This is a genomic window from Streptomyces sp. NPDC008086 (assembly GCF_042957325.1).
Lineage (GTDB): Bacteria > Actinomycetota > Actinomycetes > Streptomycetales > Streptomycetaceae > Streptomyces.
Window position 1 is genome coordinate 600,319 of the sequence record NZ_JBIBIA010000007.1, and the last position, 13,992, is coordinate 614,310.

General features: G+C 72.2%; 13 protein-coding genes. 10 read left to right on the plus strand and 3 right to left on the minus strand.

Annotation, left to right across the window (positions count from 1 at the left end; translation table 11 throughout):
* The first annotated feature begins 366 nt into the window (after positions 1-366).
* The 4 genes from ACFZBP_RS27275 to ACFZBP_RS27290 all read left to right on the plus strand — a co-directional run bounded on the left by ACFZBP_RS27275 (position 367) and on the right by ACFZBP_RS27290 (position 5,796).
* On the plus strand, positions 367-2,859 hold the full coding sequence (locus ACFZBP_RS27275) for a LuxR C-terminal-related transcriptional regulator (RefSeq protein ID WP_391416831.1): 2,493 nt from the start codon (positions 367-369) through the stop codon (positions 2,857-2,859).
* Between the two features lie 53 nt (positions 2,860-2,912).
* Positions 2,913-3,827: an anti-sigma factor RsbA family regulatory protein gene (locus ACFZBP_RS27280; RefSeq protein WP_391416834.1), complete on the plus strand. Its 915-nt coding sequence runs from the start codon at positions 2,913-2,915 to the stop codon at positions 3,825-3,827.
* A gap of 145 nt (positions 3,828-3,972) precedes the next feature.
* Positions 3,973-4,419 (plus strand): ATP-binding protein, encoded by a 447-nt coding sequence (locus ACFZBP_RS27285; protein ID WP_391416921.1) that lies wholly within the window; start codon positions 3,973-3,975, stop codon positions 4,417-4,419.
* A gap of 57 nt (positions 4,420-4,476) precedes the next feature.
* Complete coding sequence (locus ACFZBP_RS27290; protein ID WP_383460445.1) at positions 4,477-5,796, plus strand: Nramp family divalent metal transporter; 1,320 nt, start codon at positions 4,477-4,479, stop codon at positions 5,794-5,796.
* 198 nt (positions 5,797-5,994) lie between these two features.
* Here ACFZBP_RS27290 and ACFZBP_RS27295 read toward each other — a convergent pair whose 3' ends face one another.
* Together ACFZBP_RS27295 and ACFZBP_RS27300 are read right to left on the minus strand one after the other, a co-directional pair.
* The gene (locus ACFZBP_RS27295) at positions 5,995-7,245 is read right to left on the minus strand and encodes a hypothetical protein (RefSeq protein WP_391416836.1); all 1,251 of its coding nucleotides are present in this window, start codon (positions 7,243-7,245) and stop codon (positions 5,995-5,997) included.
* Between the two features lie 45 nt (positions 7,246-7,290).
* Positions 7,291-7,797, minus strand: a complete 507-nt coding sequence (locus tag ACFZBP_RS27300; protein WP_383460452.1) for a SigE family RNA polymerase sigma factor — start codon at positions 7,795-7,797, stop codon at positions 7,291-7,293.
* 138 nt (positions 7,798-7,935) lie between these two features.
* Between ACFZBP_RS27300 and ACFZBP_RS27305 the strand changes: the two genes are divergently transcribed.
* Positions 7,936-8,358 carry a hypothetical protein gene (locus ACFZBP_RS27305; protein ID WP_383460456.1) on the plus strand — a complete coding sequence of 141 codons (423 nt, stop codon included), beginning with the start codon at positions 7,936-7,938 and terminating at the stop codon, positions 8,356-8,358.
* 37 nt (positions 8,359-8,395) lie between these two features.
* Here the strand turns inward: ACFZBP_RS27305 and ACFZBP_RS27310 are convergent, their stop codons facing one another.
* Entirely contained in the window at positions 8,396-10,072 is a 1,677-nt protein-coding gene (locus tag ACFZBP_RS27310; protein ID WP_391416839.1) for a glycosyl hydrolase family 18 protein, read from the minus strand.
* 243 nt (positions 10,073-10,315) lie between these two features.
* Between ACFZBP_RS27310 and ACFZBP_RS27315 the strand changes: the two genes are divergently transcribed.
* The 5 genes from ACFZBP_RS27315 to ACFZBP_RS27335 are packed head-to-tail and all read left to right on the plus strand — an operon-like array spanning position 10,316 to position 13,986.
* Positions 10,316-11,125 carry a hypothetical protein gene (locus ACFZBP_RS27315; protein ID WP_391416923.1) on the plus strand — a complete coding sequence of 270 codons (810 nt, stop codon included), beginning with the start codon at positions 10,316-10,318 and terminating at the stop codon, positions 11,123-11,125.
* A 59-nt stretch (positions 11,126-11,184) separates the two neighbouring features.
* Positions 11,185-11,892, plus strand: a complete 708-nt coding sequence (gene cpaB, locus ACFZBP_RS27320) for a Flp pilus assembly protein CpaB (protein ID WP_383460462.1) — start codon at positions 11,185-11,187, stop codon at positions 11,890-11,892.
* A 9-nt stretch (positions 11,893-11,901) separates the two neighbouring features.
* Entirely contained in the window at positions 11,902-13,167 is a 1,266-nt protein-coding gene (locus ACFZBP_RS27325; protein WP_383460465.1) for a CpaE family protein, read from the plus strand.
* Positions 13,168-13,220: 53 nt separating this feature from the next.
* Positions 13,221-13,541, plus strand: coding sequence for a pilus assembly protein (locus ACFZBP_RS27330; RefSeq protein WP_383460536.1), 321 nt, complete (start codon positions 13,221-13,223; stop codon positions 13,539-13,541).
* Position 13,542: 1 nt separating this feature from the next.
* A complete protein-coding gene (locus ACFZBP_RS27335) occupies positions 13,543-13,986 on the plus strand; it encodes a TadE/TadG family type IV pilus assembly protein (protein ID WP_383460468.1) in 444 nt (147 codons plus the stop codon).
* Positions 13,987-13,992 lie beyond the last annotated feature (6 nt).

A 13,992-nucleotide genomic window follows, 5' to 3' on the forward strand; every position in this document is an offset into this window, starting at 1 on the left:
CCGCGGCGCGAACCATCCGAAAATCAGCCGCGCAGTGTACGCGCGCGGCCCCCGTACGGAGCGGTACCGGACGAAGTCCACCCGGGGGTGTGATCCGGACGTGCGGGGCGGCGCGGGGGCGGGAAGGGTGAGGAACCGCGCAAGGGTCCTGTCGTCAAGTCCCGTCGTCCGCCCGGAGGGCGGGCACCCCCCCGGCGTCCGGTGCGCGCGATCGCAGGGCAACGCGGCGAGCGTGCGTGCCAGGCACCGCGGAGCGGGCGGGAATTGACGACAGGTCCTCAGGGGGAGCGGTGGGAGCGGCGGCACAGGTGGGGACCGGCGCACCCTCCGACTCCCCGACGACACCCCTCAGAGGAACGGCTGATCATGGGCGGATCAGCGCCACGACGGGATCATCGACTGCCGGTCGAGACGACCAGCTTCGTCGACCGGCGCGGCGAACTCGCCACCGGACGCGAACTGTTGGCCAGGACCCGACTGGTCACCCTGACCGGCCCGGGCGGCGTCGGAAAGACCCGCCTCGCCGCGCGCATCGCGGCCGCGGTACGGCGCACCTTCCCCGACGGCGTGCGCTTCGTGCACCTCTCCGGCCTGGACGACCCGGCACTCGTCCCGCTCGCCGCCGCCGACGCGCTCGACCTGCACGACCACTCCGCACGGCCACCGCTCAACGCGCTGGTGGAACGGCTGCGGGAGTGCAGACTGCTGTTGCTGATCGACAACTGCGAACACCTGCTGCCGGCCTGCGCCGAACTCGCCGCGGCGCTGCTGCACGGCACGACCGGCGTACGGATCCTCGCCACCAGCCGCCACCGCCTGGGTCTCACCGAGGAACACCTCCTCGACGTACGTCCCCTGCCGGTCCCCGACCCGGACGGCGACCTCACCAGCCCCGAGGGCTACCCGGCCCTGGCGCTCTTCGCCGACCGGGCCGCCGCCGTGGTCCCCGGCTTTCGGCTGACCGCCGCCAACCGCGGGGCCGTCGCCCGGCTCTGCCGCCGCCTCGACGGGCTCCCGCTCGCCATCGAACTCGCCGCGGTCCGCATGCGCGTGCTCGACGTGGACCAGCTCCTCGACCGCCTGGACGACCGCTACCGCCTCCTCACCGGCGGCAGCCCCGCCGCCCTGCCCCGCCACCAGACCCTGCGAGCGGCGGTCGACTGGAGCCGTGAACTGTGCACCGAGCGCGAGCAGTTGGTGTGGGCGCGGCTGTCGGTGCTGGCGGGAAGCTTCGACCTGGAGACGGCGGAAGCGGTGTGCGCGGGTATTCAAGCCAGTCCGGCGCCCGAGGACGAGGCCCTTCGGGCCGAAAGCGGGGGTCCAGGGGGCGGCAGCCCCCTGGCGGGGTCGAAGGGGCGGAGCCCCTTCAGGGATGGGACGGGTAGGGGCGGCGGGGGCGAGAGACACCTCGCGGTCACCCCCCACCGCATTCACCCCGAAGACGTCCTCGACGCCGTCACCGGCCTCGTCGACAAATCCGTACTCTCCCGAGAGGACGGCCCCGACGGCGCCCGCTACCGCCTTCTCGACACCCTCCGCCACTACGGCCTGGACCGGCTGCGCCGACTGCCCGGCGAGGAGCCCGCGGCCCGCCGCCGGCAGCGGGACTGGATGCTGCGCCGGGCCACCGCCTGCGAGCGGGCCTGGTTCGGGCCCGGGCAGCGGGAGATCGTCGCCCGGCTCCGGGCCGACCAGGACAACCTCCGGGCCGCCCTCGACTTCAGCCTCACCGCCCCGGACGAACGCCTCCAAGGCCTGCGCCTGGCCGGCACCCTGTGGTTCTACTGGCACGCCTGCGGCGCCCCACGCGAGGGCCAGCACTGGCTCGACCGCGCGCTCGCCGCCAACCCCGAGCCGACCCGGGAGCGGGCCCGCGGCCTGTGGATCGCGGGGCTCCTCGCCGCCGCCACCCAGGACCTCACCGCGGGCCTCGCCCTCGCCCGGGACGCCCACGCGCTCGCCCAGGACCTGGACGACGAGGCGGAGGCGGCGCACGCCGAGTACGTCATCGGCGTCATCACCCTGTTCATGGACGACCTGCCGACCGCGCTGAAGCACTTCGAGACCAGCGTCGGCCGCGGCCCCGTCCCCGGTCAGCACCTCAGCCTGTACGGCCTGGACCAGGTCGAACTCGCCTGCGCCCTGGGCTTCCTGGGCGAGGCCGACCGGGCCGTCGAGGTCTGCGAACGGGCCCGCCGGATGTGCGAACGACACGGCGAGGAGTGGGTGCACTCCTACGTCCTGCGGATGCTGGCCCTCGCCCACACCGTGCAGCGCGACTGGCAGCGCGCCGAACACCACGCCCGGCACGCCCTGCGCCTCAAACTCGCCGTCCACGACGTCACCGGCATCGCCCTCACCCTCGACCTGCTGGCCCGCGTCGCCACGGAGACGGGCGCCCACGAGCGCGCTGCCGTGCTGCTCGGCGCTGCCGACCACACCTGGACCGGCATCGACCGCGACCGCTGGGGATCGGCGACCCTCAAGGCCACCCGCAGCGACAGCGAGACCCGGTCCCGCGCGGCACTGGGCCCACCCGGCTTCCGACGCGCCTACGAACGCGGCCGCGGCCTCGGCGCCGACCTCGCGGAAACCGTCGACTACGCCGTCCACGGCACCGTCCCCCGCGAAGCGAACGCCACCCGGCCCGGACCCGCCCACGCCACCACCGGCGTCCACCTCACCCGCCGCGAGACCGAGGTCGCCGAACTCGTCGCCCAGGGCCTCGCCAACCAGCAGATCGCCGACCGCCTGATCATCGCCCGCCGCACCGCCGAGGGCCACGTCGAACGCATCCTCGGCAAGCTCGGCTTCAGCAACCGCAGCCAGATCGCCGCCTGGGTCACGGCCCAGCACTGACCTGCCCCCACCGGGCCGCCTCGCGCCCACCCACCCCAAGGAGCCCCACCCCCATGACCGACCACCCCGCCCCGCCCCCCACCTCCTTCGACCACCGCATCGCCGTCTTCGCCACCGACGAGGAGTTCCTCGCCGCCGCCCTTCCCTTCGTCGGCGAGGCCCTCGCCGCGCCCGGTGAACCGCCGCCCGTCGTCATCGCCGCGCCCGCGAACCTGGACCTGCTGCGGGACGCGCTCGGCCGTGAGGCCAAGGGGGTCGGGCTGGTGCCGCACGGCGAGTGGTACACCGGGTCGGCGGCCAACGCGGTGGCCCAGGGGGCCGGTTACCTCGCGGCGAACGCCGGGCCCGGCGGGCGGATCCATCTGCTCATGGAGCCGATCTGGGGCGGCCGGGCGGGGCGCTCACCCCGGGAGGCCGCCGAGTGGATCCGGTACGAGGCCCTCGCCAACCTGCTCTTCGCCCCGCTCGCGACGACCGCCCTGTGCGCCTACGACTCCCGCGTCGCGGGCCCCGCCGTCGTGGCCGCCGCCCGCAGGGCCCACCCCGACACCGACGTCTACGAGGACCCGGTCCGGCTCGCCGCCGAACTCGACGCCGTACCGCTGCCGCCGTCCCCCGCCGACGCCGAGCGGCTTCCCGGCCCGGCGCCAGCCGCCGACGCCGTACGCACCTGGGCGGCCGTCCAGGGGCTGTCCGCCGCGGACGCGGAGCTGTTCGCCACGGCCGTCACCGAGGCGGCAGCCGCCGTCGGACCGGTCGACGGGGCCCAGCTGTGGGGCGAGGCCCCGGCGTGCGTGTGCGAACTGCGCGCCCCGCGCCGCGTCGACGACCCGCTGGCCGGCTTCGTACCGCCCCCGAGCACGGAACCGGAGCCCGGGCAGGGGCTGTGGTTCGCCCGGCAGGTGTGCGCGTACGTCGACGTCCGGGACGAGCGGGAGGGGACGAGCGTACGGCTCCAGTACGGGTAGGGAGCGCCGCGTACAGGTAGGGAATCGGGTATTCCTCCCCGTGCGCCCGCACCCCCGCGCCCGCCACTGTGGACCCATGCTGCACCTCTACGGGGCGCGCTTCCCGGATCCCGGACCCCAGTACGGCTCGTATCCCCAACCGCCCATGGGAGCCGGCCATCTGAGCGTCGAGTACGACCCCCGCCCCTCCGCGGTCCGCGAGGCACGCGCGGAGGTCCGCCGGCAGCTGGAGGGCTGGGGGCTCGCGGACCTGGACGGCCTCGCGGACGCGGCCGAGCTGCTGGTGAGCGAGCTGGCCACCAACGCGCTCGTGCACTCGGCGAGCCGCTTCCGGCTCACCCTGTCCGCCGCGCACGGGATCCTGCGCTGCGAGGTCCGGGACCACGGCAACCGGGTCCCGAGGGTGCTGGACGCGGGCGCCTCGGAGAGCGGCCGAGGGATGTTCCTGGTCGAGGCGCTCTCCCAGCGTTGGGGCTGCCACCAGGACGGGCCGGGCAAGACCGTGTGGTTCGAGCTCGGCACGTGCCGCTGCGCGGCTTCGGCGGAGGGCGGCTCGTCCTGCCGCCTGGGGGCGTCGTCGGGCTGCGGCTAGGCGGGGGTTGTCCGCGCCCCCTTGTCGGCTCGGGTTCCTTACGGTTTCTTGATCTGCATGGCGGACACCACGGGAAACACAGCGGCAACACCGGTCGGCGAGGCGGACTCCCGCCCCCGCAAGTCCAGTTGGCGGTACATCGGCCCCGGCATCGTCGTCGCCGCGACCGGCGTCGGGGCCGGTGACCTGGTCGCCACCCTCATCGCGGGCAGCAACTTCGGCTACACCCTGCTCTGGGCCGCGATCATCGGCTGCCTGGTGAAGATCTCCCTCGCCGAGGCGGCGGGCCGCTGGCATCTGTCCACCGGCCGCACCCTCTTCGACGGCTGGGCCAGCCTGGGCCGCTGGACCACGTACTTCTTCGCGGCCTACGTCGTGATCTGGGGCTTCGTCTACGGCGCGGCCGCCATGTCGTCGAGCGCGCTCCCGCTCCAGGCCCTGTTCCCGAACGTGATGGACCTCGAATGGTGGGCCATCGCCTGCGGGCTGGTCGGCCTGGTCTTCGTCTGGTTCAACAAGTACGCCGTCTTCGAGAAGGTCATGACGGTACTGGTCGGCGTCATGTTCGTGGTGACGGTGTACCTGGCGATCCGCGTCACGCCCAACCTCGGGGACGCCTTCGCCGGTCTGCTGCCCGTCCTGCCCGACGAGAAGGACTCCATCCTCAACACCCTCGGCCTGATCGGCGGCGTCGGCGGCACCATCACGCTCGCCGCGTACGGCTACTGGGTCAACGCCAAGGGCTGGACCAACACCGGCTGGATGAAGGTCATGCGGCTCGACAACCGCGTCGCCTACGCCACCACTGGCATCTTCGTCATCGCGATGCTCTTCGTCGGCGCCGAACTGCTGCACTCCGCGAACATCGCCATCGCCGGCGGCGACAAGGGCCTGATCCAGCTCGGCGACATCCTGGAGGACGAATACGGCTCGGCGACCGCGAAGTTCTTCCTGATCGGCTTCTTCGCCACCTCCTTCACCTCCCTCATCGGCGTCTGGCACGGCGTGAGCCTGATGTTCGCGGACTTCGTGGCCCGCTACCGCACCCGCGCGGAGCTGAAGGGCGAGGAGGTCGCCTCGGGGGAGCGGGAGCGCTCCTGGCCGTTCCGCGCCTACCTGCTCTGGCTGACCTTCCCGCCCATCGTCCTGCTCTTCCAGGGCGAGCCCTTCCGCCTGATCATCATCTACGGCGTCCTGGGCGCGGCCTTCCTCCCGTTCCTCGCCGGCACCCTGATCTGGCTCCTCAACTCCGCCCGTACGCCCAGGGAGTGGCGCAGCGGGCCGCTGAGCAACGTGATGCTGGCGATCGCCGGCCTGCTCTTCCTGGTGCTGTGCGTGAAGCAGATCTGGGACCAGCCGTGGGCGGAGTTCTTCTAGCAGCCGCTTCTAGGGGGTGTTTCGAAAGTCCCGCACAGCACCCGCGGCGCCCGGCACGCACCCTCGCCGCACCGGCCAAAGGCCCGAGTACGTCCAGTACGAGGGCCTTCGTCCGGCGCGCCGAGGGCACGCACCGGCTGCGACACCAGCCGCTGCCGCGGCGGGCGCGGGCACCGCACGGGACTTTCGAAACACCCCCTAGCGGTACTGGTCCCACGCCGGGCTGAGGGCGATCTTCCGGAGCTGCTCCTCGGTGACGGCGGGTGTCGCGCGGGTCGGGGCGTCGTGCTGGGTGGCGGCGTTCAGGGCGCTGACGACGACCCGGAAGCCGTCGGTGCGCAGGGTGTCGACGGTCCACATCACGGCACCCGCCACGCCCTTGTCACCGCCGCTCTCCCGGAAGTCGACCCTCGTCCCGTCCGGCAGGGTCTCGGAGTCGTCCCCGAAGAGCTCGTCCGCCACGTCGCCCATGCCGTGTTGGACGTCGATCTGGAGGTAGCTGCGGCCCTTGCCGTCGTCGAGGACGACGTAGGTGTAGTCGTGGCCCTTCTCGACGACCTCGGCGCCCTTGGGGAGCAGTGGGACGAGTGTGGCCAGGACCGAGTCCACGCCCGGTTCGACGGCGGTGCTCGGCGTGGCCGACGGCTTCGGCTTCTTCGGGTCCTCGGGAATGAACTCGACGTACTTGCGCCACACCTGCGCCGTCACCAGCTCCTTCAACTGAGCAGTGGACAGAGGCGGTTCGCTCCTGCTGATCGGCGCCTCCTTCTCGGCCGCGGCGTTCCACTCGCTGACGGAGACATGCTGCCCGGCCGGCGTGACCAGGTCGGCCGACCACAGCTTGGTGTCGACACGACGATCGGGATACTCGTACCCCTGGAACAGCTTGAGCAGCGAGCCGTCGGCCAGTCTGGTGGAGACACAACTGTCGTGCGGGACCAGCGCCTCGTCCGGGCAATCGATCGTCTGCCGAGCCTGGTCGCTGCCCGGCTCGACCCGGTCCAGGCTGACACCGATGGCTCCGGGCCCCTCGCCGTCGTCGTACACGAGGTGGACGTACGGCGACAGCATCGGCTTCTCGGTGCCCCGTGCCTGCTGCTCGCTGACCTTGCCCTCGGGGAGCAGATCCTGGAGTGTCGCGATGAGTTCGCGGCCGGTCAGGGGAACGGCGGACGGCGTGGCGGACGGTTGCCCGGCCACGCTGGAACCGGACGGCGGCGGGGCGGGCGGGCCGCCCGAGGGCACGAGCAGCGCGCCGCCCACCCCCACGAGCGCGATACCGGCCGCCCCGCCCACCACGGCGGCCCGCCGCCTGAGCCGCAGTCGCCGCCCGCGTGCCCGGCCGGCGGCGACCAGCGCGGGCCGGTCGGCTTCGAAGCCGCCGCCGACGTCATGCAGGGCGTGGCTGAGCCGCCCTTCAAAACGGTCCTCGTCGTGTTCAACGGACATGGCAAAACCACCGTCTTCCGAAACTCAAGGTGTCAGGAACGCGAGTCAGCGCGTCGCGTACTCGCCGAGGTCCTCACCGAGCAGCTCGCGCAGCCGCGCGAGGGCACGCGTACACCGGGTCCGTACCGCCGCCGAGCTGGCGTTCATCGCGTCGGCGGTCTCCTCGACGGAGCGGTCCTCCCAGTACCGCAGGACGACCACGGCGCGGTCCTTGGCCGGCAGCCGGGCCAGCGCCTGGAGCAGGGTCAGCCGCAGCGACAGGTCACCGCCCTCGGCCGCCCGGTCCGGCAGCGCGTCCGTGGCCCGCTCGGTGCTGCTGCGCCGCCGCTGATGGGCGAGGAAGGCACGGGTGAGGACCGTCTGCGCGTACCCGGCGGGGTTCCCCACCCGGGACACCCGGCTCCAACGGACGTAGATCCGGCCGAGGGTCTCCTGAACGAGGTCCTCGGCGAGATGGGTGTCCCCGGCGGTCAGCAGACACGCCGAGCGATACAGGTGCCCGGCCCTGGCCACCGCGAACTGCGCGTACTCGTCCGCGCGGGCCTGTCTCATGCGTTCCCCCTGCTGCTGTGCCGGCCGGCTGTCGATGAGGTCCTCACTTCACTGATGCGGTGAGGCAGGGAGAATGTTTCACCACAGCACCGAGCAGTTCGCCGCGAGCACCAGGAACAAGGACCCAGGACCCGACGGATGACCCAGCAGCCACCCCCTCCCGGCCCGGGCTTCGGCCCGCCCCCACCGCAGTACGCCCCCGCGCAGCCCCCGTACGCCCCCGCGCCACCGGCGTACGGCCCGCTCCCGCCGCAGCCGGTGCCGCCGCAGCCGGTCCCGCCCGGCCCGGAGTTCCTGGCCGTGGACAAGCGCAATGCCGTCGTCGTCGACGGATCCGGCGTGGTCTTCGAGATGTACGACCTCACGGTCGAGTTTCCGTGGTCGGAGATCCGCAGTGTCCACTACAAGGCCAGCCCCGACGGCAGGGCCCTGATGGTGGCCGTGGTCCACCTGGACGGCCGGTTCTACGAGGGCGTCGTGGAGGCCAAGCCCCGGGCGCGGCTGCAGGAGTGGTTCGCGCAGCTGGCCTGGGTGCTCGGCCACTACCGGCCGATGGGGTGAGGCCGTCGACCTACCGCCGGGACGAGGCCGGCGTTCCCTACGGCAGCGCGTGCACGTGCGGCCCCACCGCGTTCGACCACGCGTTGCCCGCGGTCGCGTCCCAGTTCGTGGACCAGGTCATCGCGCCCCGCAGGTCGGGATAGGTGCGCGAGGGCTTGAAGGAACCGCAGCCGGTGCCCTTGGTGAGGCAGTCCAGGGCGCTGTTCACGACCGACGGCGCGACGTAGCCGCTGCCCGCGCCGCGGGTCGAGGCGGGCAGGCCCAGGCCGACCTGGGACGGGGCCAGGCCGCCCTCCAGCTGGATGCAGGCCAGGGCGGTCAGGAAGTCCACCGAGCCCTGGCTGTAGACCTTGCCGTCGCAGCCGAGCATCGAACCGCTGTTGTAGTACTGCATGTTGACGACCGTGAGAATGTCCTTGATGTTCAGCGCGGTCTGGAAGTAGGAGTTCGACGTCGACTGCATGTCGATGGTCTGCGGCGCCATCGTGATGACCAGCGACGAGCCCGCCTTGGACGACAGGGAGCGCAGGGCCTGCGTCATGTAGGTGGCGTTGAGACCGTTCTCCAGGTCGATGTCGACGCCGTCGAAGCCGTACTCCTGCATCAGCGCGTACACCGAGTTCGCGAAGTTCGCCGCGGACGCCGCGTCGTTCACCGCCACGGTCCCGCGCTCACCGCCGACGGAGACGATGACCTTCTTGCCGGCGGCCTGCTTCGCCCTGACGTCCGCCTTGAACTGGTCGACGGTGTAGCCCCCGAGCCCGGCCGAGTCCAGGTTGAAGGTGACCGCGCCCGGCGTCGAGGTCGCGTCCGCGAAGGCGACCGCGATGATGTCGTACTGGGCCTGGACGTCGGCGAGCCTCTGGACCGCGGCCCCGTTGTTGAAGTTCTGCCAGTACCCGGTCACCGCGTGCTTGGGCAGCGCCGGCCCCACCGGGCCCGCCGTGGTCGTCCCCGTCACCGTCGCCGACTTCGGGGACTCACCGGCCGCGTTGGTCGCCGTGACCTGGAAGGCGTACGACGTGGCGGCCGCCAGCCCGGTCACGGTCGCGGAGGTGCCGGACACCGCGGTCACCTTGGTGCCGCCCCGGTAGACGTTGTAGCCGGTCGCGCCGGAGACGGTGTTCCAGGCCAGGGAGACCGAGGACGAGCTGGTGCCCGACACCGTGAGGCCGCTCGGGGCGCCGGGGACGGTGGGGGAGGGGTCGGTGCCACCGCCGCCGTCGGGGCCGTACACCGACAGGTCGTCCGCGTAGTAGGCCGCCTGCCCGTACCAGCCGTGCGTGTAGACCGACACCGAGGTCGTCGAGGCGCCGGTGGTGAAGGTGGTCGACAGCTGCTTCCAGGACGAGGAGTCGGGCGTCCACGTGGACACGTCCGTGGTGCCGGTGCCGGTCACGCCCAGGTAGGTGTAGCCGCCCTGGACCCAGGCGCTCAGCGTGTACGTCGAGTTGGGCTTGACCGCCACGGACTGGGTGCACCGGGCGTTGTCCTGCCCGGCCGGGGTGGCCCTGAGCGCGGTCGCGCCGCCGTGCACCGGGGAGGAGACGGTGGTGCCGCTGTTCGCGGAACAGGTCCAGTTGCTCAGACCGGCCTCGAAGCCGGCGTTCTTGGCGTTGTTGACGTCCGCGGCGGAGGCCTGGCCCATGGGGAGGAGGGCGAGGGCCAGGGCCGCGATGACCGCGCCCGCCCGGGATCTGCTGCGTATGGACATGACAAGAGGCATGTCCAACAACTTGGTCCAGACCAATTCGCCTGTCAAGGGATTCCGGTAGTGGAGAATTCGTGTGCGCAACCTGCCCCGTTTTGGCGGTAGTTGTACCGGAGGTGTTGCTTATCAGCTGGAGAGAAGCTGTTCTCCGGCCACAGAGCCGTGGATACAGTGCTGAGGTAGTCACGCAATGAAGTCATCGGGGAGCTGCGCGTGCCAACTGCCATTGCCGTGACCAGCGCCGACATGGCGTTGCCGGCGCAGGACGAGCGAACCGTGCCCGCCGTCGTGCTCCAGGACCTCGACCGGGAGCCGCTGGAGCGGTCGCTGGCCGGTATGCAGACCCTGCTGGAGCAGCACGGACATGTCGTCGTCGTCTGCTCGCAGGCCGTTCCCCGCGGCGTCCAGCAGCGGCTGCACACCGTACGGTCCCTGCTGGAGAGCGACCGCATCGCCGTGTTCCGGCCCGAACTGCCTCCGCTCGGCCTCGCCGTCCTGGCCCGTCAGCTGCGGCAGCTGGCCTCCTGCGACCTCAGCCCCGGCGTCCTCGCCTCGGCCGGCCGGCTGCTCACCCACTACCTCCACGCCGGCGCCCTCCTCGGCTCCGTCGCCAAGCTCGACCGCGTCCCGGTAGACCTGAAATCCCACGCCAAGTCCTGGATGCCCGGCAGCCAGTTCGGGGTACTCGCCCATCCCTCCCCGCAGCTGGTCCGGATCGCACCCGGAGTCACCCTGCCCGGCCCGGAGTTCGGCACGTCGATGCTGGTCGCCCAGGGACAGCTGCAGTCCGACTGGGTCACCGCCACGCTGGCCAAGTCCTGGAACGCACAAGGGCTGAGAGAGGTGGTCCTGCCCACCGAGTCGACCACCTGGTGGGGGACGGCGAAGCTGATCGAGTTCTGCGCGTACCTGCCCGACCTGTCGGTGCTCTACCAGCTCGTCACCTCCGTACGGCAGAACACCTGTCACTGGTGCGGCATCGACGTCATCGGTGACCGCTGCGTCTTCTGCTCAGCCGTCCCGCCCACCCACGAGCAGCCGGCCCGCGCGGGCTGACCGGACCCGAGCCCCATCCGACCGCTCCCGACCGATTCCCCCAATGAGGTTGCACGGCTATGAACTCCCGTCAGCGCCGCGGCGTGATACTCCTGCTCCTGTCCGTCGTCTGCGCTCTCGGCGCCTTCGCCGGCGTCCTGTCCGTCATCAGCGACGTGAAGTCCAAGGTCGGCCCCGAGACCACCGCCTACCGGGTCAGGACGGACGTCGCCCCCTACACGCAGCTCAGCGCGGGCCAGTTCGAGAAGATCACGATGCCCGAGCGGTGGCTCTCGGAGAACGCGATCACCGACCTGCGCGAGATCCGCGGGAAGATCGCCGTCACGACCCTCCAGAAGGGCTCCCTGCTCCAGAGCGACATGATCGTCGACCAGCCCGCGCTCCAGTCGGGCGAGCAGGAGATCGCCATCATGATCGACGCGGCGACCGGCGTGGCCGGCAAGATCACCGCGGGCGCCAAGGTCAACGTCTACGCCACCTTCGAGGGCGACGGCGACAAGGCACCCGACCAGGCCCGGCTCATCGTGGAGAACGCCCGGGTCATCGACGTCGGCGAGCTGACCTCCCTCAAGCCCGATGAGAACGACCGGGGTCGGCAGCCCACCGACGCCGTGCCGATCACCTTCGCGCTCGAACCGGTCGACGCCCAGCGCATCACGTACGCCGAGTCGTTCGCCGACGAGGTCCGGCTCGCCCTGGTGGCGCCCGGCGACGACTCCGACATCCCCGCGACGAACCGCACGTACGAACTCGCCAAGGACAAGTGAGAGGCCCCCATGCCCACGAGGATCCTCCCGGCGGTCGGCGACGCGGACGCGGTCCGGTCCCTCACGACGCTGCTCAGCCAGCTCCCCGACGCCGAGCCGGTCGCCCCGGTGACCGACTCCACCCAGCTCGTCGACACCCTCGCGCGCCTGGCCGCCGAGTCCATCGACGAACTGCCCGAGGTCGTCGTCGTCCATGAGCGCATCGGCCCCGTCCCGGCCCTGGAACTCATCCGCGAGGTCGCCCTGCGCTTTCCCGCGGTCGGCGTCATCCTGGTGACCTCCGACGCGAGTCCCGGCCTCTTCCAGGCCGCCATGGACTACGGCGCCCGGGGCCTGGTCGCCCTGCCGCTGCACTACGAGGAGCTGGCCAGCCGCGTCAACGCCGTGGCCCAGTGGTCGGTGGGCGTACGCCGCCATCTGGGCGCCGGCGGCGACGTGTTCAGCGGCGTCGGCGGCACGGTGGTCACGGTCAGCGGCGCGAAGGGCGGCGTGGGCGCCACGCTCACGGCCATTCAGCTGGCCCTCGCCGCCCAGGCGTCCGGCCGCGCCACCGCCCTGCTCGACATGGACCTCCAGACCGGCGACATCGCCTCCTACCTGGACATCCAGTTCCGCCGCTCGGTCGTCGACCTGGCCGCCATCAGCGACATCTCACCGCGGGTGCTGGCCGACGCGGTGTTCCGGCACGACACGGGGGTCGCCCTGCTCCTCGCGCCCGGCGACGGCGAACGCGGCGAGGAGGTCACCGACCGCGCCGCCCGCCACATCGTCAGCGCCCTGCGCTCCCGCTACGAGGTCGTCGTCATCGACTGCGGCGCCCAGCTGAGCGGCGCGAGCGCGGCCGCCGTGGAGATGGCCGACACCGCGCTCCTCGTCACCACCCCGGACGTGGTCGCCGTCCGGGGCGCCAAGCGCACCGTACGGATGTGGGACCGCCTGCAGATCCGCAAGGCGGAGGAGACCACGATCGTCGTCAACCGCCACTCGCGCGGTACGGAGATCCAGCCCGCCCTGATCCAGCGGATCACCGGCACCGCGGTGGCGGCCACCGCGGTCCCGGCCAACTTCAAGGAACTCCAGGGCGCCGTCGACGCCGGCCGGGTGCACGAGCTGGACGCCAAGGGGACCGTCAAACAGGCCCTCTGGGCGCTCGCCGGGGAGCTCGGCCTGGTCAAGGGCACCGAGGCAGCCGCCCAGCAGCGCCGGAACGGCCGGGCGCGGGGCGCGGACCGGGCGGCGCTGACGTTCCGGCGGCGCAAGGAGATAGGGCGGTGAGGGGGCGCCGGCGCGGGGACGACCGGGGTCAGGTGACCATCGAGTTCCTCGGCATGACGCCGCTGATCATCCTGACGCTGGTGCTGCTCTGGCAGTTCGTGCTGCTCGGCTACACGTTCTCGCTGGCCGGGAACGCCGCGGACGAGGCCGCGCGGGCCGGGGCGGTCTCCGAGGGCCAGGCGGGCTGCGAGGAGGCCGCGCTGCGACACCTGCCGGGCGCGTGGGAGGGCGGCGCCTCGGTGGAGTGCGGTGCGGGCGGCGGCTACGCCACGGCGGACGTCCATCTGGAGGTGCCCGTGCTCTTCCCCGGCGCGATCGGCTTCCCGTTCACCGTCGACGGGCACGCGGGGGCCGTGCAGGAGGAGAAGGACTGAGATGTCGTACGACGTCAAAGCCCGCCGCGGCGACAGGGGTGGCGGAGCGGGCAGGGGCCACGGGGCCGGCAGGGGCGGCGGAGTCCCACGTGGCCGCAGAGCCTGGGGCGGCCGTGACCGTGGCCAGGTCGCCATCGAGTACCTCGGGTTCATCCCGGTCCTCGTCCTCGTGGCCCTGGCGGGCGTACAGCTCGGGCTCGTCGCCTACGCCGCCCAGCAGGCCGGCACGGCGGCCCGGGCGGGGGCACGCGCCGCCTCGCTGGAACCGGGGACCGCGCAGGACGGCTGCCAGAACGCGGTCAGCGACTGGCTGTCCGTCAGCTGCGAGCCCGCGGAGGGCGCCGACGAGGTCACCGTCACCGCCGTGGTCCAGATCCCGTCCATCGTCCCCGGCTGGGACTTCGACCCCGCCCAGAAGTCCGCGACCATGCCGCTCGACCACTGAACGAGG